A 20,517-nucleotide genomic window follows, 5' to 3' on the forward strand; every position below is an offset into this window, starting at 1 on the left:
TGCTCTACAGTTGAATTGGTCGGACTATAGCGGCATCTGGCAGCAATGGAAAGGGCCAGCAAAACGGGCCAACAGCAAGGGCCAGTCGGAATTCCGACTGGCCCTTGCTGTTGGCCCGTTTTGCTGGCCTTGCTACTAATCTACCGGGCGCTACCCCCGGCCGCTGGCTACCACCAGCTGGTGCAGCGGCTCGTTGAAGCCGATGGCATCCACCAGTTCCTCAAGCGGGAGGTGCAGGCGGTATTTCCAGAAGTGGCTGGGGTTGCTGGGCACGTTGATTTGTTCGTCGTGCGGGTTGGCGCGGCGCAGGTGGCTGTCGATGGCCAGCATATCCTGGAGCGGGAAAATGGCCCACATGGCCGGCGAGTGCAGGTGCTGCACCAGGATTTCGCGCGCCACCCAGGGCTCGCAATAGAACGGGGCCACCTCGCGCCAGTGGCCGAGAATGGTTTCGAAGAAGCGCTGGGTGCGCACCCGGTCTTCTTCCCACCAGCCGCGCACGGTGCTCATGTCGTGGCTGCTGGTCGTGACTACGCTCAGATACGGCGCGCTGTCGGGGTGGCCGAACTCGGTTTCGGGGTTCGAGGGCATGCGCTGGATGTTGAGGCCCAGGATGCCGAGCTCCTTCATTACGCCGGGCACCGACGCGGGCACCATGCCCAGGTCTTCGCCGCAGATGAGCATGTCGGTGGCGTAGCGCACGGGCGGCAACTTAACGAGGCCCTGCTGCCGCCAGAATTCCTCGTGGCGGCGGAAGAAAAAGTCAATGTAAATGTCGTCGTAGAGGCGGCGGCGGTCCTCATCGGAGTCCAGCTCGCGGAACGAGTAGCTTTTGTTCAGGGTGATGCGCGGGTGGTAGAAGTCGTTGCCGGCGGGCACGAACAGAACTTCATTCACCAAAGCAAACAGGCCCTTTTGCAGCCAGGCGAAATACTCGGCGTGCTCGGGGTAAGTGGCAACTTTCTGGGCGATGTAGGCTTCGATTTTGCGCTGGTCGTTCACCGCTTCCTTGAGGTGAATGCGGCCGTAGCTGGCATCGTCCAGGTACTCGTCGAACACGTTCTGGGCCTCGCCCTGGAAGATATCCTGGAGCATGTGCCAGCGGATGTAGGGCTCGCAAAGACGCGAGTAATCGAACCAGCCGAGGCGGCGCTCAATCTCGTGGCGGTGCAGTGGCAGGGCCGGCGCAAAGTGGCCCAGCAGGCCTTCCACCGACTCAATGGGCATCTCCCAGATGCGGAAGAAACCGAGGATGTGGTCGATGCGCAGCGTGTCGAAGTAGCGGGCGAGGTGGCCCATGCGCTGCTTCCACCAGAGGTAGCCGTCCTCGGCCATGCGCTCCCAGTTGTAGGTGGGGAAGCGCCAGTTCTGGCCGGTGGTGGAGAAATCATCGGGCGGGGCGCCGGCCTGGGCGTTCATGTGGTACAGCTCGGGCTGGGTCCAGGCGTCCACCGAGTGGCGATAGATGCCGATGGGCAGGTCGCCCTTCAGCACCACGCCGCGCGAGCGGGCGTAGGCCACGGCGGCACGCAGCTGCTTGTCGAGGTGGTACTGGGTGAAGAAGAACAGGCCGTAGTCGTCATAGTCGGCGGCGGTTTCGGCAGTCAGCTTGGCCAGGTTTTTTGGGGTGCGGAACTGCGCGGGCCACTCCTGGAAATCGGCGGTGTGGTACCGGTCACGCAGCGCGGAAAAGGCGGCGTAGGGTACCAGCCAGTCGGCCTGGCTTGCGTAGAACTCGCGGTACTCGGGGTCGGCCAGGAAGGCGGCTTTCTCCTGCTTATACAGCAGCTTGAGAAACTTCCACTTGGCATTCATCACCGGCTCGTAATCCACGAAATCCTTGGCGTTGAATTCTGCTTTGAGCGTGGCCAGCTCCTTGGCGGCCTTCTTGTCCTTGAGCGCGGCAATGCCTTCGAGGTGAATGAACTGCGGGTGCAGCGCAAACACCGAAATGGCGGCGTAGGGGTACGAATCAACCCAGGTATGGGTAGCGGTGGTGTCGTTGATGGGCAGAATCTGGACCAGCTTGAGGCCAGTTTGCACGGCCCAATCGGTCAGCAGCTTCAAATCGGAGAACTCCCCTACCCCGAGGCCGGCGGCGCTGCGCATGGCAAATACGGGCAGGGCCACACCGGCCCCGCGCCAAGCGGTGGCGTACTGGTAGGCTTCGTCGTTGAAAACGCGGGCCACGGTGCGGTCCTGCGTGGCAGGGATGACGCGGTTTTCACCGCCTTCCATGTCGAGGGCATGGCCGGCAGCGGCATCCCACATGGCGTATTTATAGAGGCAGTTTTCGCCGGGGTTTTGCAGCGTTACGGTGCCGCTCCAGGTGGGGTATTCAGCATCGGAGAGCACCAAGGCTTTGGTGTTGTCCCAAGCCCCCAGCGCGGGGTCGGAGCCGAGGATGCAGAGGCCGTGCTGCGGTGCTACGCGCGGGGCGAGGAGGCGAAAAGTGGTTTCGCCGGCAGCGGTTTTAGTTGTTTGGGAGTCCGGGGTTGATGCCGGGGCAGCTTCGGACGTGGCTTTGGCAGCTTTCGAGCCTTTGGCCGCGGCGGGGGCTTTGGTTTTTTTGGCGGGCGCGGCTGGGGTTGCTGCGGCGGGCGCTTTGGCCGGACGGCGGAAAAGGGCTTTGGTGAAGGCAGCGGTCAGCAGCTCGTTTTCGGGCTGGGCGGGGGCGCGCCAGTAATCAGCCAGATTCAGGCGTTGCGTGCGGGAGGCATCATAAGCAACGCTACGGTTGGGGCCGGCTTCCCAGTGCTCGCCGCCGGTGTTGGCATCGCGCAGCACGTACTTATAGGTAAGCTCGCCGGCGGAATCGGGTACGGTCAGCTCGATGCTCCAGCAGGTGCTGGCTTCGTCGTAGTTCATGTCGGCGGCTGCCGTGGGCTGCCAGTTGCCGAGGTCGGGATGGGAGCCGCACACGGCCAGGCGCTGGCCGAATACGGTGCGGTAGGGAAGAGAAAAACGTAGGGTCATGGGCAAGCGGTGGGGTTTGGGAGGCGCAAGATAGGGACTCGCCAAGGGAGGATTTATGAAGCCGGAAGATGGTTGGGATGCTCAAACGGTTGCGCACGAACAGCCACCCGGGCCGGGGCTTACGCAGTCGGGCCGGGTCGCGTTCGCCGGGCGAGGCGGCGAGCCATTTTGCCAACCCCAGCCGCCGGTTCTGCGTTTGGGAAGGTGCTCCTGCTTTGTGTTGCTGCTAATTACCTTCCGCCTTGTCCACTTTTCTGCGTCGTGCCCTTTACGGAATTCTGGGGTTAATAGCCCTGGTCCTGCTCCTCGTCATCGGAGTGGTTGTGTTTTTGCAATTTCCTTCGGGTCAGGACTTTGTGGCCAACAAGGCTGAAAGCTATTTGCGCAATAAGCTCAAAACGGAGGTCCGAATCGGGAAATTCCGGACCGATTTCCGCCACGCCATCAACCTCGACGGTGTGTACCTCGCCGACCAGCAGCGCGACACGCTTTTATCGGTCGGCCACCTCGGCGTCGACCTCGATATCTGGGCGCTGCTGCACAGCCAGGTAAATATTTCCAACGTGGAGCTGAACGACGGCCGCGTGCGCCTCACGCGCACCGAGCCTGATTCGGTGAACAACTACGACTTCATCATCGACGCCTTCGTCGACCCCAACGCGCCGGTGGATACCACCGCCTCGACGCTGAAATACGACATTGGCAAGGCGCGGCTGACCAACATCTACTTCACACAGAATGACCAGGTGACGGGCTCCGACATTCGGGCCAAAGTCGGCGAGTTCACGGCCAATATGGACGAGGTAGATGTAGACAAGTCCATCTACAAGGTGGATAACGCGGCTTTGCACCGCACCGCCATCAGCATCGTGCAAACTAAAACCGCCCCGGAGGTGGAAAACCCCGGCCCCACCGAGCCGCTCACGCTGCAATTTGGCCTGAACCACGCCGCGCTCGACAGCGTGCAGTTCGTGTATAAAAACGCCCCGGCGGCCCAGTTCATTAGCACCAATATCGGCCTAGCCGATATCACCGCCAAGGATATCAACCTGCAAAAGCAGCGCGTGAACCTGAGCAAGCTGACGCTCAAAAACACCTCCTTCGCCTACGCTCAGAACGAGGCCGTGCCCGTGGCCGAGCGCGTGGTGAACCCCGCCGAGGCCGTGCGCAAGCTGGACGAAGCCACCGACAAGGCCAAAGCCGCCACCGGCCAGAGCGCCGCTTCGCCGGGCTGGCGCGTGCTGCTGGATGAGTCTGATATCAGCGGGCTAGCCGTGAAGTTCGACAACTTCAACCAGCCCAAGCAGAAAACGCGCCTCCCGGCCCTCGACTACAACCACCTCAATTTCACCGACCTCGTGCTGAACACGCACGATTTGAGCTATTCTGAAAACCGCACCACGGGCAAAGTCGACAACCTGGCCGGCAAGGAACAGAGCGGCTTCCGCGTCGATTCGTGGAAAGCCAACGTGGTGTACGACTCAGTGCAAATCCGGCTTGACAGTCTCGATTTGATTACGCCGCACACCCGCATCCGGCGCACGCTGGCCATTGGCTACGAGAGCCTAGCCGCGCTGGGCGACACGAAAAAGCTGCCCAATCTGAAGATTGAGGGTGATTTGCGGAACGTGCGGCTGGGCTTCCGCGACATTCTGTACCTGGCCCCGCAGCTGGCCGGCACCTCGCCGTTCAATACCGGCCCCAACCAATCAGTGCTGCTCAATGGGCAGATTGCCGGGCGCGTGGGCGATTTCTCGGTGCGCAACCTGGAGTTTGTGGGCCTGCGCAACACGGTGCTCAAAGCCCGGCGCGGCCGGATTCAGGGTCTGCCCAATACCGATGCGCGGCTGTATGCTGACCTCGATATTCAGCAGTTCAGCACCTCGCGAGCCGATATCCTGAGCCTCGCGCCGAAGGGCAGCATCCCGAACAACATCAGCATTCCGCCCACGCTGGCCGTGAGCGGCACTTTCCGGGGCCGGCCCACTACGCTGGCATTTGATACCAACCTTAAGCTGCGCTCCACTTACGGCGACCTTGCTTTCAGCGGGAAGCTGGGGGCGGCACAGGCCAATGGGCGGCAGCCGCTCATTGGCACCTTCGCGGTGGGCGGGTTCGATTTCGGCAAGCTGCTGAAAGACCCGACCATCGGGCGCGTCACGGCCACGGGCCGCATCAACGCGACGGGCGATTTGAAAAACCCGGCCTCGCTGGTGGGCCGCGTGCAGAGCAACGTGCAAAGCGCCCGCTACAACGGCTACACCTACCACGGCGTGGTGGCCACCGTCGACCTTGACCGCAACCGCTACGTCATCAACGCCAGCAGCAAAAACGACCCCAACCTGAACCTCGACCTGAGCGCCGTGGTGAATCTGCGCGACGCCAAAAACCCCACCTACGAAGTCACGAAGCTGAACCTGCGCGGGGCCAACCTCACGGCGCTGGGCTTCTACACCGGCGGCGATTTGCGGGTGCAGGGCGACCTGGTGGCCAACCTGCGCGGCTCGAATCTGAATACGCTAAACGGCACCTTCAGCGGCCGCCACATTGTGATTGTGCGCGACAACCAGCCTTTTCCGCTCGACTCGCTCAACGGCCGCATCGTGCAGAATGACCGTCGTACGCTGGCCGTCATCAGCTCTGACATTGCCAATGTAAACCTCGATGGCAACGTGCATCTGGGCGACATCGCCACCGAGTTGCAGCAGCATCTGGACCGTTACTTCGACGTGCCCGGCGTGAAGTATGTGCCCAGTTCGGCCGACCGGCATTTCACCTATTCGCTGCAATTAAAAGACCCGAATCTGGCCACCAAGCTGGTGCCGGGGCTGAAGAAAATATCCCCCTTCACGCTGGCCGGCGACTACTCGCGGCAAGCCGCCCGCCTCACGGCGAATACCAGCATTCCCGTCATTCGGTATAATAATTACAAGCTTGATTCGCTGCGCCTGAACGTAGATTCGGACCCCGCGAAGCTGGATTACAGTCTGCGCCTGGCCCAGGCCGCCCAGGATAGTACGTTGAAGCTGCGCCGCCCCAGCATCATCGGCAACGTGGCGAATAACAAGCTGTTCAGCCGCGTAGCCATCCTAGGCGACTCAGCCAACCGTGAGCGGCTGGCGGTGGCCGGCACCCTGCAGGCGCTGGCTCAGGGCGGCGGCAAGAATAGCAGCGTAGTGTATGAATTCGTGGCTGCACCCGAGCAAGTTATCAACTACGAAAACTGGACGGCGGGAGCCAACAACTTCGTGCGCTACTACCCTACCGGCGAAGTGGTGGCCGACGGCCTCAACCTGACGAATGGCCGCAGCACGCTGGCCCTGCAAAGCCAGAACCCGCAGGTGCGCACCTCGCCATTGGGTGTGACGTTTACCAATTTCGAGCTGGCCGAACTGGCGCGCATCGTGCAGCAGCAGGATTCGCTGGTGGCCGGCAACCTGAATGGCACGGCCCGCATCGACAATCTGGGCAAGCCCAATCAGGCTTTTACGGCCGATGCCACGATTAAAAACCTGGTGTTCCAGAAGGCTTCCATTGGTGATATCGCCTTCCGGGCCACCAACCCCGCCCCCAGCCGCTACGATGTAGATGCGCGGCTGGCCGGCGGCGCGGCCGGTACCGTGGGCGGCGCGGGCAACGACGTGCAGGTGCGCGGCACTTACCTCGCCAGCAGCCCCACCCCGCTCAACCTGACGGTGGATGCCAACCGCCTAAACCTGAAACTCATTGAGCCCTTCTCAGTGGGTCAGGTGCGCCAAGCCAACGGCTACGTGCGCGGCCAGCTCACGGTGACGGGTGCGCCGAGCGCGCCGGTGGTGCGCGGCACCCTTAATACTTCTGACGATGCCGGGTTTGTGGTACCGCAGCTGGGCTCGCCCTTCCGCCTGCCTAATCAGTCGCTCACGTTTGATGACCGGGGCATTGCCTTCAATAACTTCACGGTGCTGGATTCGGCCTCGAACAAAGCAGTTATCAATGGCTATCTGCTGAGCAAGGACTTCGTCAACTACTCCTTCGATATGCGGGCCACGACCAAGGATTTCCTGGCCGTGCGCAGCACCCGCGAGGACAACCAGCTGTTCTACGGCCGCTTGGTGCTCGACTCGGATACCCGCCTCACGGGGCCGGTTTCGCTCATCAAAGTGAATACCAATGTGACGGTGGTCGACGGCTCGAACCTTACGGTGGAGTCGCCCACGGCCACGCCCACCACGGTGGCGCGCGAGGGCATTGTTGAATTTGTGGATAAAAGTGCTCCGCTCGATACCATGCTTTCGCGCAAGCTGGCGGCCGGCGACACACTGAAAATGGCCGCCTCGGGCTACGATGTGACGGCCGTGGTCACGATAACCGACCGCACGCCATTCACCATCGTTATCGACCCGGTGAGCGGCGACAACCTGAAAGTGCGGGCCGCCGGCACACTCAATACCAACATCGCGCCGGATGGCACCATCACGCTCAGCGGGCGGCTGGAAGTGGCGCGCGGGCTCTACCATATGTCGCTATACAGCCTGGCGCAGCGGGATTTCATCATCCGCAGAGGCTCAACGATTGTCTGGGACGGTGACCCGTATAATGCCACGCTTAACATCACGGCCGTGTACAAGGTGCAGGCTGCCCCGGCCGAGCTGCTGGCCGGCCAGGGGGCTGATGACCTCACCAGTGCCACGGTCGCCCGCAACCGCCTGCCGTTTAATGTGCTGCTGAATGTGACCGACCAGCTGACTAAGCCCACCATCGGCTTCGACATCACGCTGCCCGAAAACCAGCGCGGCGCCCTCAACGGCCAGGTTGATGCCAAGCTGGCTCAACTGCGCCAGCCTAACCAGACCTCGGAACTCAGCAAGCAGGTGTTCTCGCTGCTGATTCTGGGTCGGTTTGTGGCCCAGAACCCCTTCCAGACCAGCAGTGGCGAGGGACTGGTGGCCACGCAATTACGCGGCAGCGCCAGCGCCGTGCTTACCGACCAGCTCAACAACCTCACTGGCAAGTACCTCGCCGGCCTCGGCCTCGACCTGGGCGTGACCAACCAGGCTGCCTACGGGGCCGACGGCAGCCAGGGCAGCCGCACCGACCTGAACGTGGCCCTGCGCCGCCAGCTCCTCAACAACCGCCTGACCGTGCGCGTGGGCACCGACATTGCCCTGAGCGGCAACACCGGCACCCAAAGCACCCAGGGCCAGAACAGCCCCAGCAACCTGGCCGGCGATGTGAGCCTGGAATACACCCTGCTGGCCGATGGCCGCCTGCGCGTGCGCGTGTTCCGCCAGAACAGCTACGAGGACATCGACGGCGCACTGGTGCGCACCGGCGCGGCTCTGGTGTTCCAGCGCGACTACCAGGATTTGAAAGAGCTGTTCTCGAAAGTACCGAAGGATATCAAGGAAGAGCGCAAAGCCAACCGCAAGCAGGAAAAAGTGGATAAGAAAGCCGAGAAGGATTCTGTGCAGCAAGCCTCGCCTCCTTCGGCGCGGGTAGATTCGACAAAGCAGGCAAGCAAGAAATAGGTATTTATTTGGTAGTGAACGATAGTAGCATGTTTGATTGGCATACCCGAACCTTCCTTTCCGGTCCTCGCTCCCCTCAAAAGGAAGCGCCTGACGGCATTTGTCAGGACTTAACCAGTGCCCCTTATTTTTCAGGAATTCGGGCGGGAAGTGAGGTTTCGTTGCGCCGCTTAGCCAGCCTCGCTCTGCTCCTGCTCCTCGCCTCCTGCTCGGGCCTGAAATACATTCCCGAAGGCCAGAAGCTCTACACGGGCAGCAAGGTCATCATCAAATCGCCTGAAAAGCTCAGCAACAAGTCCGCCCTGCAAACCGAGCTGGCATCGGTGGTAGCGCCCAAGCCCAACGGCTCCATTCTGGGCCTGCGGCCGAAGCTGTATTTCTGGCACCTCGGCGTGGGCAAGAAGAAGGGTCTGGGCAAGTTCTTCGCCGATAAGTTTGGGGAAGCACCGGTGCTGCTGAAAGACGTGAAAATCACCGCCACCGAAGGCCTGATTACCAATCGGCTCTATAACAACGGCTTCTTCAAAGGCACCGTGGCCCATGAGGTGAAGGCGAAGGACAAGACTGCGCAGGTGGACTACACCGCCACGACTGGCAAACCCTACACCATCAAGGAAATCCATTTCCCGGAAGGCGACACCACGGTGAACGCTGCCGTGCGCGCCACCCAGCCCGGCACCCTGCTGAAAGTGGGCGACGCCTACAACCTGACCACGCTCACCAACGAGCGGGTGCGCATCGACAACGTACTGAAAAACCAGGGCTATTTCTACTTCAACCCCGATTACATTCTGTTTCAAGTGGATAGCACGCTGCACGACAAAGTGAACGTGTATCTGCGCGTGAAAGGCAGCGCCCCCGCCATCGCCGTGCGGCCCTATTGGCTCGATGTGGTGAAGCTCAACACGAACTACATCCTGACCGATACCACCACGCGCCCGCCCATCCTCTACCGCAAATACCTCTACTATCCCGACGAGAAAGTATTCAAGGCCAGCGCCATTACCCGCGCCACATTCCTGTACCCCGACAGCCTGTACCGGCGCAAGCGGCGCGACCAGACCATCAGCCGCTTGATGAGCCTGAACACGTTCAAGTTCGTGGAAATCCGCCTGAAGCCATCGCTGGCCGGCGATTCAGCCGACCGCGCCCGCCTCGACGCTGATGTGCTGATGACCCAGCTCAAAAAGAAAAGCCTGCGGGCCGATTTGCAGCTGGTGTCCAAGAGCAACGGCTTCACGGGGCCGGGCCTCACGGTGTCGTTCCGGAACCGCTCGGCCCTGCGCGGCGGCGAGCAGCTAGTTGTCAATGCCGTGGCTTCCACTGAAACCCAGACCGGGAGTGGCAGCGGCGGCGTGGGCCTCACCAGCTACGAATTAGGTTTGAACGCGCAGCTGCTCATTCCGCGCCTCGTGGTGCCCAATTTGCCGCTGCTGGATGTGCACCTGCCCAACTCCGATTTCCAGCCGCGCACCACCATTGGGGCGGGTTTCCGGCTCGTGACGCGCGCCAACTACTTCACCCAGAACTTCTTCAACCTGAACTACGGCTACTCCTGGAAAACCAAGATTACCAACGAGCAGGAAATCAAGCCTATTGATATAACCTACGTTCAGTTCACGCCTACTGACCAGTTTATTCCAATACTTGAAGCCCGACCTTTTCTGAAAAGCGCGTTTCAGCAGCAGTTCATTCTGGCCAGTTCCTACCGCTACACCTACAACCAGCAGGTGCTGGAGCAGCGCCGCCAGCAGATTTACTTCAGCGGGCAGGTCGAGGGAAGCGGCAACCTGGCCCAGGGCCTGGCCAGCTCTCTCGGCGGCACCAAGAACGATAATGGCAAGTACACCATTGGTGGCCAAGAGTATAGTCAGTATTTGAAGTTTGATTTCGAGTTCCGCGAATACTACCGCATCAGCCCGAATCCTGCTTCGGGCAACCGCATCGTGGCCCGTTTCCAAGCTGGTGTGGGCCTGCCCAGCGGCAATTCCGACGTGCTGCCTTACCCCAAGCAGTACGGCATTGGCGGGCCAAACTCGGTGCGCGCCTTTGCCGCGCGGGGCGTCGGCCCGGGCACCTACCGCCCCCAGAATGCCACGCAGGACCTCAACAGCTTCTACGACCAGGTGGGCGACATTCGCCTCGAAGGCAACGTGGAATACCGCCAGGACCTGATTCCCTACCTCAAAGGGGCCGTGTTTCTCGATGCCGGCAATATCTGGCTGGCCAACGACGACCAGGCCCGGCCCGGCGGCAAGTTCAGTTCCAGCACCTTCCTGAAACAACTGGCCGTGGGGGCCGGCGTGGGTCTGCGCGTCGACGTGCAGTTTTTCGTTATCCGCTTCGACTTAGCCTTCCCGCTGCAAGCGCCCTACGGCACGCCTACCAGCCAAACCGGCCGTTTCAACCTGGCCATCGGCTATCCGTTCTAACAATGTCTGCCATTGCGAGTGGAGCGCAGCGCAACGCGGCAATCCGTCCTGTATTAACCAGACACTTCCTTCTATCAGAAAGCCCCGACACTTCGCAGTATCGGGGCTTTTTGTTGCTAAAACAAGGCTTTGTCACAGCTCAAAGCTGGTCGCATCCAGAGGACGGATTGCCGCGTTGCGCTGCGCTCCACTCGCAATGACAGACGTTACCGAATTATCGGCATCCGCTCAAACGGCCGCTCCCTATCAAACAAATAGCGGAACGTGGCGTGGGTTTTCACGATGGTGGCCCCGATGGAGCGCGTGGTAACCAGCATGCGCGGGTTGAAATCGCCAATCCAGTTCATTTCGATATCGGCGTAGCCCGCGTCGATGAACGCCTGGCGGGCATATACCAGCATGGCCGCGTCCACGCCCTTGCCCTGGTACTCGGGCACCACGCCGTAAATGATGCCGAACAGGCGCTTGTCGCGGCGGCGCATGAAGCGCCAGCGCGCCCATAGAAAGCGCAGCTTGCCCACTAGGTTCAGCCGCCGGCCCACGTGCCGAAAAATCTGGTTCAGCTCGGGTAGGCTGATGAAAAACGCCACCGGCTCGGAGCCGTGGTAGGCAAACCAGAGCAGGCGCTCATCCACCACGGGCTTCATTTCTTTCACGATGTTGCGGGCCTGGTCCAGCGTCATCGGCTTCACGCCCGAGTGCTTGGCCCAGGCCAGGTTATACACGTGGTGGAAGTCGTAGGCCAGCTTCTCGGCATCGGCCTTGCGGGCGTGCTCGAAGCGGAACTCGGCCGCGTGCTCCTTGGCCTGCTGCGCGAAGCGGGCGTGCAGCGGCGCGGCCGTGGTGCGGTAGCAGGTGTACTGCTTGAAGTAGAGTTGAAAACCGTATTGCTCGAATAGCTGCTGGTAATACGGCGGGTGCCAGAACATGCCGTAGTTCGGCGGGCGGTCGAAACCGTCAATCAGCAGGCCCCAGAGCCGGTCGCGCTCGCCGAAGTTGATGGGGCCATCCATGGCCTGCATGCCCCGCACGGCCAGCCACTGCCGGCCGGCATCGAACAGCTCATTAGCGGCCGACTGGTCGTCGATGCACTCGAAAAAGCCCAGGCCGCCGGTGGGCAGGTCGGGGTTCTGCACGTCGGGCGCGTCGCGGTTGAGGAAGGCCGCCACCCGGCCGATGACCGTGCCCGTGGCATCGGTCAGCACCCAGCGAATGGCTTCGCCGTTGGCGTATTTCGGGTTTTTGATGGGGTCGAAAACGGCCTCAATCTCATTTTCCAGAATCCCGATGTATTGCGGCACCGCCTGGTGCAGGCGTGCGGGCAACTCCACAAACTGCCGCGCCAGGCGGGCATCCGTAACTTCAAGCAGCGGCATAGACTAAAACGATAAAAGCAACGCTTGCCAACAAAACCCAAGCGAAAAAGGCCCAACGGGGCCGCAAATAAACAGCCGCGCCGCCGTTCGGGGACCGCCGCAGCACCGCGAGAATACCAAAGGCCCCGGTTATTCCCGAATGCAGCCCCCGCTACCACCGCAGCGGCCCTTCCCGGCGGCTATTCGTAGAAATGCCGCATCCGCCGGATGGTGGACAGCACCACCCAGTCGCCCAGCCGTGGCAGGTAGGTATGCACCAGCACGATAATCCGGCCCAGGGCCGAAATCACGGTGCGCTGCCGCCGCTTCCGCACGTGCCGCACGATAATGGCAGCTACTGCGGCCTGCGACTTCTGCCAGCGCGGCGGGCGGTGTGCAATGGGCACGGGCTGGCCCTGGGCATCGAGCACGCGCTTTTCGGGGTCGTTTTGGGTGAAGCCGATGTGCACCACGCCAAAGTGAATGCCGGTATCAGCCAGCTCCAGCCGCAGGGTGTGGGCCAGGTTGGCCACGGCTGCCTTGCCAGCACAGTAGGCCGAGCCGCTAGGCATCCCATTCAGGGCCGAAATGGAGGAAATGAACGTGACGCTGCCCCGCGTGCGGGTCAGGTGCGGCAGGGCCGCCTTGAGCGGATACACCGAGCCGTATACGTTGCTGTCGAGCACCTGCCGGAACACCTCGGGAGCCATGTCGGCGAAGTAGGCGCGCATGGAAATGCTGGCGTTGGTAATCAGAATATCGAGCCGGCCGAAGTGGTCGAGGGCCGTTTGCACGAGGCGCTCGCAGTCGGCGTAGTCGGTCACGTCGGCTACGCAGGTGGCTACGGAGTGGCCGGCAGCGGTCAGCATTTGCCGGGTATGCTCCAGCCGCTCGGCGTTGCGACCGTTCAGGACCACGGCGGCTCCGCTTTCGCACAGCGTGCGAGCCGTTTCGCGCCCAATACCCGATTCCGAACCGGTGACGATGGCCACTTTGCCCGCAAACGGTCCCGGGTGCCGGGCCAACGTGGCATCCAGCGAAGAGCGAGGGGCCGGATTTGAATCAAACATAATGGTTGGTTTTAAACCAGTCGAACGCTTCGGCCACGGCTTGAACGATGGGAGTTTGCGGCAGGGCCAGCTCCTGCCGGGCTTTCTGCACATTGAAATAATGTCCGTCGTTGGCCACAGAGGTCATGGCCGAATTCAGCTGCGCCGGGCGGCCGGTGAGCCACGCTTTCACATCGCAAAACTCGCTATAAAGTGTGGCGAGCCCTGGCAGAATAGGCCAGCGCGGTGCCTGCACCCCCAGCACGCCCGCCATCAGCCCGAAGGCCTCGCGGTAGCTCAGGTTCTCATTGCCGAGGATGTAAGATTCGCCCACGCGGCCCTGCGTGAGGGCGTTGACGGTAGCCGTGGCCACGTCGCGCACGTGCACGTAGTTTTTGCCACCCGGCGGGTAGCCCGGCAGCTTGCCCTGAAAAAGCTCCAGCAGCAGGGCGTTGGAAGTCGGTTTAACATCTTGCGGGCCGAGCATAAAAGTGGGATGCACCAGCACGGCGGGCAGCTGCTTCCGCGCCACGGCGCGCAGCACGAGGTCGGTGGCCGCGCGCTTGCTGTCCATGTAGTCGAGGCCGTAGCGGCGGCCAGCGTAGGGCCGGGTTTCGTCGCCGGGGTTGGCTTTGGGGCCGAAGCCGAAGACATTGGCCGTACCTACGTACACTAGCCGGCGCACACCCGCCCTCCGCGCCAGCTGCAGCACAGCTTCGGTCCCGCCGAGGTTGGCGGCCCACACGGCCGGGTCGCGGGCCGGATTCACCTGGGCCAGTGCAGCGGCGTGGATGATGGCCCCGCAGCCGTGGGCCGCGCCGGCCAGGGTGGCGGGCTGGGTGAGGTCGGCGGCGCGGTAGTCAATGTTCCAATCGGCTGGAAATGGCGCGGGTGTGCCGGGCCGTAGCAGCGCCCGCACGGGATGGCCGCGCTGCCGCAGTTCGGCCACGAGGTGCCGGCCCAGAAAGCCGTTGGCGCCGGTCACAAGGACGGTTTCGGCCATCAGTAGGTGTTGAGCATGGCTTTGTAGGTGCGGGCAATGCGCACCGGAGCCACTTTGAGGAAGTACAGCGAAAAGGCTGTCAGGTTGGCCACCTGCACGCGCAGCCAGCTGTTATTCCGATACTTACGGGCCGACACCACCACGTCTTTGGGCACAATCAGGAACGAGGCCACCCGCCGGATGCGCTGGATAATCTCAAAATCCTCCATCACCACGAAATGTTCATTGAACCCGCCCAGCTGCTCAAACAACGCCCGCGTAATAAACAGCGTCTGGTCGCCGCCCCGGCTCATAATCCCTTTGAAACGAGTACCAAAGCTATTAATCCGCAGCAGCGGATGCGCCGAATCGAACCGGAACCGGTAGCAGCCTGCCGCGTGGCCCTGCGCCACGGCCTGGCCGATGGTGGCCACGTAGTCGGGGTGAATGCTCACGTCGGCGTGCACGAAATAGAGGATATCGCCGGTGGCGTGGGCGGCCCCGTGGTTCATTTGGGCGGCGCGGCCGGGCCGGGGGGCCAGCAGCACGGTGGCTCCGGCCTGGCGAGCCAGCTCGGCGGTGCCGTCGGGGCTGTGCGCGTCCACCACCAGTATTTCTACCGCGCCGTTGGCATCGTGGCGGCGCAGCTCGGCTACCAGCCGGGCAATGTTGGAGGCTTCGTTGAAAGAGGGGATGATGACGCTCAGTTTCATAGCAAGGGAAAGGACGAGGGGGCGAATTTCTGCATTTCGCCGCACTTGCACTGTGGGCCGTTTTCCATGCTTACGCACGGGCCGCCGCCAGCAGTTTGGAACGGGCGAAATCTTTACCCGCCAGCGACGGCGCGGGCCGTTTCCAGAGCTCGTCAATCGGCCCCGCGTTATTTCTCGTATGGGATAAACCTACGCCGGCGTTGCGTCTATTGCCGCGGCAGTGCCCCACCGTCCGGTTATTCAAGCGCTTCTCATCCAATTTTCCTTCATGAAAGCCACCCGCTCTTTTACCCTCGCCCTGTTCGGCACTATACTCTTAGGTGCTAATGCCTTTGCGACAGCGCCGGCCCACTCACCGGCCAGCGCGGCCACTGCCGCCAGCCCCGCTGCCATAGACCACGGCAGCTACGACAAGCTGCTAAAGAAATACGTAAGCGCCAAGGGGCTCGTCAACTACAAGGGCCTCAAGGCCGACCAGCAGGCGCTCAACAGCTACCTGGATATGCTCAGCAAAAACGCGCCCGCCGCATCGTGGAGCAAGGCCGAGCAAATGGCGTTCTGGATTAATGCCTACAACGCCTACACCATCCGCCTGGTGCTCGACCACTACCCCGTTTCGAGCATCAAGGACATTGGCTCGAAAATCAAGATTCCCTTCGTGACCACGCCCTGGGCCATCAAGTTTTTCAGCATCGGCGGCGAGAAAATGAGCCTCGATAACATCGAGCATGGCACGCTACGCAAGAAGTACGACGACCCGCGCATCCACTTCGCGCTGGTGTGCGCCTCGATGTCGTGCCCGCGCCTGCGCAACGAGGCATACACCGCTTCCAAGCTGGAAAGCCAACTCGACGACCAGGGCCACGACTTCCTGAACAACCCCGCCAAGAATAAACCAAGTGCCGCCAGCGCCCAGCTTTCCAAGTATTTTGACTGGTACAAAGGTGATTGGGACAAGAATGGCCAATCGGTGGAAAAGTGGGTAAATAAGTATTCGACGACTAAAATCGATGCCAAAACCAGGATTTCCTACCTCGACTACAACTGGAGCCTGAATGAGCAATAGGCCCCGTGCGGGCCATTGGCTGGCGCTGCTGGTACTAGTGGGGCTGGCCGGCGCGGCGCAAGCCCAGGCCCTGCCGGGCACAACCACGCGCCCGGGCGCCCCCACCGAAACCCGCCACTACGCCATTGAAGTAGCCGGCCTGCGCGTGGGCACCATGACGGCCACCCGCCAGCCCCAGCCCGGCACCACCGAGGTGATTTCCACCCTCATCAGCGACGTGCAGGTCACGTTCCTGTTCTATCACCTGAAAATTTACTACAAGGTAACCAACCGCGTGCGGGGCGGCCAGCTGCTGCTGTCCACGGTGGAGGCGCACACCAATCAGGGCAATTTTTCGTCCCGCGCCGAGTGGCTGGGCGACCATTACGCCATCCGGGCCGACCAATACAAACACCACTACCAAGCCATCGAAAAGCAGCCCATCACCTACACCGTGACGGATATGTTTTTTGGCGAGCCCGGCAGCCACACCACCGCTTTCGCCGAATATTTTGGCGACTATTTCACCCTGGCTCGCGCCGCCGATGGCACCTACCAAGCCCACCGCGACGGCCGCGAAGACGAGTACCACTACGCCAACGGCCGGCTGGTGAGCCTCATCAAAAAGAACCCGCTGAAGAATTTCGTTATTCGGCTGCTGCCGTAGTGCTGGTAGTTGGCGCAGTCAATAAAAACGCCTGTCATCCTGAGCAAAGCGAAGGACCTTCTCGCGACTGAACAATACGTTCAAACGTGAGAAGGTCCTTCGCTTTGCTCAGGATGACAGACATTTGAAACAGCTCCTGCCCGTTCCCAATCCCCTATTTCGTGAGGACCACGTAGCCGTAGGCGGGCAACGATATTGTGCTGCCCAGCGTGACCTGACCGCCTTGCAGGGCGTTGGTCCAGGTGCTGCTGTTCAGGGTGGCGGGCAGCGTAAAGGAAGTGGCCGAGCTGCGGGTATTCACCACCACCAGCGCCTGCGATGTACCTGATACCTTGGTGAAAGCGCACACGTTGGCCGTGCTGTACGAGGCGGTGGGCATGCCGTGTTGCAGGGCCGGGCTGGCGGCGCGGGCTTTCAGCAGCTGGCGGTAGAGGCGCGTCACCTCGGGTTTGGCATTCCAGTTCACTTTCACACCGGTGAAGGGGAATTTGATGGCCGTGCTCATGCCCACTTCCTGGCCGTTGTAAATCATGGGTACGCCCTTGTAGAGCGCGGCGATGACGAAGGCCGACATCGCGCCCGCATCGCCGCCGAACAGCGCCACCGGCGTGCCGTCGGAATCGTTCACGTCGTGGTTGGTGATGTAGCGCACCACCTGCTGCGTGCCCGTGGCGCCCACGTATTCGCTGGCGTTGAAGTTATCGAACGTGGTGGCCGAGGCGTTGTTGATATACACACTACGAATGCCGCCGTAGAAGTTGAAGCCGAAGATGTAGTCGAAGCCCGAGGCGTAGTGGCTGCTGCGGCTGCCCTCGGCCAGCAAGAGCAGCTTGTGGGTTTTGATGGTGCGCAGCGAGTCCACAGCCTGTTTCCAGAAGGTGGAAGCCGTGATGGTGGGCGCGTCGGCATAGTCGCAGCGGAAGCCATCGACGTTGGCCGTGTACACCCACGATTTCATGGCCGAAATCATCTCCGCGCGCATGGCCGGGTTGGTGAAATCGAGCTGGGCCACGTCGTTATAATTGGTGCCGGGCGGGTTTGAGATGGTACCAGCGGCATTCTTCAGGTACCAGTCGGGATGGTCCGTTACCCAGGCATTGTCCCAGCTGGTGTGGTTGGCTACCCAGTCCAGCATCACGGTCAGGCCCCGGGCGTGGGCCGCGTCCACCAGCGTGCGCAGGTCGGCGAGGGTGCCGAACTCGGCGTTCACGCCGCGGTAGTCTTTCACGGCGTAGGGCGAGTTCACGCCGCGCAGCTGGCCCACCGGGTATATCGGCATGAGGTACACCACGTTCACGCCCAGATTCTTGATAGAATCCAGCCGGGCCGTAACGCCGGCAAAGTTCGCGCTTTGGCTGAACGCCCGCATATTCACCTGATAAATCACGGCATCCTCGCGGTTGGGCACTGCCGAGAAAGGCGTGCCGTACTGCGGTGTGGTTGGCGTGGTGGGGGTGGTCGGCGTAGTGGGCGTGGTGGCCGTCGGGGCCGCTGCCATCTCCTTTTTGCACCCGGCCAGGAAGCTGGCGGCCAGCAGCAAAACCAGGCTGTTTTTAACTAAAATACGGCGAATAAGCATGCAGGAATTCTTTTAAAAGGACAGGAAAATAGCGCGCCGAGACGCAGGAAATTATTTCTTAACCGGCTTGAAGCTAACCGCCGCCCCGCCGCCGGGAGCCAGCTGCAAAGTGAGGACCGACTTGCTGGTAACCACCTGCCTGGTAATGCGGTAGGCCGTGGGGTTTTTCTGCCAGTCGGCCCCTTTGCCGTCGGCATAAATGGTGGCCTCGTAGCGCTGGCCGGGCGTGAGGAAATCCAGCTTAATGGGTTGCTGGCGGGCTTTTTCGTCGGTGATACTGCCGAGATACCACTCGTCGCGGCCCTTGGCTTTGCGCACGGTGGTGAGGTAGTCGCCGGGCTCGGCGGCCAGAATGCGGGTATCGTCCCAGTCCACGGGCACGTCTTCGATGAACTGGAAGGCGTCGAGGTGCTGGTTGTAGTTCTCGGGCAGGTCGGCGGCCATTTGCAGGGGCGAGTACATGGTCACGTACAGCGCCAGCTGCTTGGCCAGCGTGGTGTGCACCAGGCGCTTGCCGGTCGGCTCAAAATTCTGGAGCTTGAAGATGCCGGGCGTATAGTCCATCGGCCCGCCCATGAGGCGGGTGAAGGGCAGGATGGTTTCGTGCTCGGGCTGGTTGCCCTCGCTGAAGGCGTTGAACTCGTTGCCACGGGCGGCTTCGCAGGCCAGCCAGTTGGGGTAGGTGCGGTTGAGGCCAGTGGGGCGCACCGGCTCGTGCATGTCAACCATGATGTGGTAATCGGCCGTTTTCTGGGCCGTTTGCACGTAGTGGTTCACCATCCATTGGCCGTCGTGGTGCTCGCCGCGCGGAATGATTTTGCCCACGTAACCGGTTTTCACCGAGGTGTAGCCGTGGGCATTCATGAAGCGGTAGGCATTGTCCTGGCGGCGCTCGTAGTTGGTGGCCGCGCCGCTGGTTTCGTGGTGCATGATGATGTTGACGCCCTTGCTGGCGGCGTAGCGCTGCAGCTCGTCCACATCAAAATCGGGGTAGGGCGTCACGAAGTCGAACACTTCCTCCTTCCAGTTATTGGCCCAGTCTTCCCAGCCCACGTTCCAGCCCTCCACCAGCACGCCGGGGATGTGGTGCGCGGCGGCAAAATCGATATATTGCTTGACGTGGGCCGTGTTGGCCATGTGGCGGCCGTTGGGCTTGAGCTTGCGCCAGTCGGTGCCGGCCAGCTTGATGTTGAAGGTGTCGGCGTAGTTCCAGCTGCCACGGCTGGTCTGCATTTCCCACCACACGCCCACAAATTTCTGGGGCTTAATCCAGCCGGTATCAGTGATTTTACTGGGCTCGTTCAGGTTCAGAATGAGCTTCGAGGCCAGCAACTCGGGGGCCTTGTCGCTCACCACGATGGTGCGCCAGGGCGTGTGCTCCGGAGCCTGCAAATAGGCCTTGGCGCCCGTGCCGGTGGCATCGGGCACGAGCTGGCTGGTGAGGTCGAACGTCTTGGTGTCCACGTTCAGGTACAGGGCCGGGTAGTTCACCAGCGCTGCTTCGTGGATGTTGATGTACAGGCCGTCGTCCGATTTCAGCATCAGTGGCGTCTGAATACGGTTGGCCGGGGCCTTCTCCTGAATGGCCGGAATGGGCGTGGTGTTCACCTCGTTCACGCGGCTGGTGGTGTAGGCGTACTCGTTCGAGTCGTAGTCGCCCGGAATCCAGAACGCCTTGTGGTTAGCCGGCAGGTGAAACTCCGTGAATTCGTCCTGCACCGTGAAATACTGCAGGTGCGCCTGCCGCGGAAACTCGTAGCGAAAGCCCACGCCATCGGCGAAAACCCGAAACACCACGTCCAGCTTGCGCCCATCGGCGGCGGGCTGGCGCAGGTGCACCGTGAGCTGCTGGTAGTGGTTGCGAATGTTCTTCACCTCGCCCCACACCGGCTGCCAGGTTTCGTCCACGTCCTTGGTTTCGCTGCCCGTGAGCACCAGCGGCCCATCAAAGCCCTTGCCATCGGCAAACGCCAAGCCCAGGCGTGAGGGCGCAATCACGGTTTTCGGGCCGAAGGCCACGGCATAAGTTGGGCGGCCGTCGGTGCTCAGGGCCACGGTCAGGCTCACTTTGTCGAGGCTGGCAGTTAGCGGGGCGGTGGCCTGCGCGTGGGCCTGGGAGCCGGCCGTCAGCAGCAGCGCAGCCAGCAAAATATTTCTCATCATTCGGGTGTCAAATCGGGGGGCGGTGGGAGCGGCGACTTCTTCAGCG

Annotated in this window: 11 protein-coding genes; 4 read left to right on the forward strand and 7 right to left on the reverse strand. The window is 61.7% G+C overall.

Annotation, left to right across the window (positions count from 1 at the left end; translation table 11 throughout):
- Positions 1-150: 150 nt before the first annotated feature.
- A complete protein-coding gene (locus tag ACYU70_RS14875) occupies positions 151-2,976 on the reverse strand; it encodes a 4-alpha-glucanotransferase (RefSeq protein WP_342300574.1) in 2,826 nt (941 codons plus the stop codon).
- 242 nt (positions 2,977-3,218) lie between these two features.
- Between ACYU70_RS14875 and ACYU70_RS14880 the strand changes: the two genes are divergently transcribed.
- Positions 3,219-8,486 (forward strand): translocation/assembly module TamB domain-containing protein, encoded by a 5,268-nt coding sequence (locus tag ACYU70_RS14880; protein ID WP_342300575.1) that lies wholly within the window; start codon positions 3,219-3,221, stop codon positions 8,484-8,486.
- A gap of 161 nt (positions 8,487-8,647) precedes the next feature.
- Positions 8,648-10,918, forward strand: a complete 2,271-nt coding sequence (gene tamL / locus ACYU70_RS14885) for a translocation and assembly module lipoprotein TamL (protein ID WP_342300577.1) — start codon at positions 8,648-8,650, stop codon at positions 10,916-10,918.
- 206 nt (positions 10,919-11,124) lie between these two features.
- Here the strand turns inward: tamL and ACYU70_RS14890 are convergent, their stop codons facing one another.
- The 4 genes from ACYU70_RS14890 to ACYU70_RS14905 all read right to left on the reverse strand — a co-directional run bounded on the left by ACYU70_RS14890 (position 11,125) and on the right by ACYU70_RS14905 (position 15,017).
- Complete coding sequence (locus ACYU70_RS14890) at positions 11,125-12,294, reverse strand: hypothetical protein (protein WP_342300579.1); 1,170 nt, start codon at positions 12,292-12,294, stop codon at positions 11,125-11,127.
- 179 nt (positions 12,295-12,473) lie between these two features.
- The gene (locus tag ACYU70_RS14895) at positions 12,474-13,343 is read right to left on the reverse strand and encodes an SDR family oxidoreductase (protein ID WP_342300581.1); all 870 of its coding nucleotides are present in this window, start codon (positions 13,341-13,343) and stop codon (positions 12,474-12,476) included.
- Entirely contained in the window at positions 13,336-14,325 is a 990-nt protein-coding gene (locus ACYU70_RS14900) for an NAD-dependent epimerase/dehydratase family protein (protein ID WP_342300583.1), read from the reverse strand. The genes ACYU70_RS14895 and ACYU70_RS14900 overlap by 8 nt, the downstream gene beginning before the upstream one ends.
- Positions 14,325-15,017 (reverse strand): TIGR04283 family arsenosugar biosynthesis glycosyltransferase, encoded by a 693-nt coding sequence (locus ACYU70_RS14905; protein ID WP_342300585.1) that lies wholly within the window; start codon positions 15,015-15,017, stop codon positions 14,325-14,327. The genes ACYU70_RS14900 and ACYU70_RS14905 overlap by 1 nt, the downstream gene beginning before the upstream one ends.
- Positions 15,018-15,285: 268 nt before the next feature.
- Here ACYU70_RS14905 and ACYU70_RS14910 point away from each other — a divergent pair, with 268 nt between their 5' ends.
- A complete protein-coding gene (locus ACYU70_RS14910; RefSeq protein ID WP_342300587.1) occupies positions 15,286-16,083 on the forward strand; it encodes a DUF547 domain-containing protein in 798 nt (265 codons plus the stop codon).
- The gene (locus ACYU70_RS14915; RefSeq protein WP_342300589.1) at positions 16,073-16,729 is read left to right on the forward strand and encodes a DUF6134 family protein; all 657 of its coding nucleotides are present in this window, start codon (positions 16,073-16,075) and stop codon (positions 16,727-16,729) included. Before ACYU70_RS14910 ends, ACYU70_RS14915 begins: the two co-directional genes overlap by 11 nt.
- 154 nt (positions 16,730-16,883) lie before the next feature.
- Here ACYU70_RS14915 and ACYU70_RS14920 read toward each other — a convergent pair whose 3' ends face one another.
- Together ACYU70_RS14920 and ACYU70_RS14925 are read right to left on the reverse strand one after the other, a co-directional pair.
- A complete protein-coding gene (locus tag ACYU70_RS14920) occupies positions 16,884-18,308 on the reverse strand; it encodes an alpha-amylase family glycosyl hydrolase (protein ID WP_342300591.1) in 1,425 nt (474 codons plus the stop codon).
- Between the two features lie 51 nt (positions 18,309-18,359).
- Complete coding sequence (locus ACYU70_RS14925) at positions 18,360-20,468, reverse strand: glycoside hydrolase family 97 protein (RefSeq protein ID WP_425293345.1); 2,109 nt, start codon at positions 20,466-20,468, stop codon at positions 18,360-18,362.
- Between the last annotated feature and the right edge of the window lie 49 nt (positions 20,469-20,517).

It is taken from the genome of Hymenobacter segetis, from assembly GCF_054776495.1.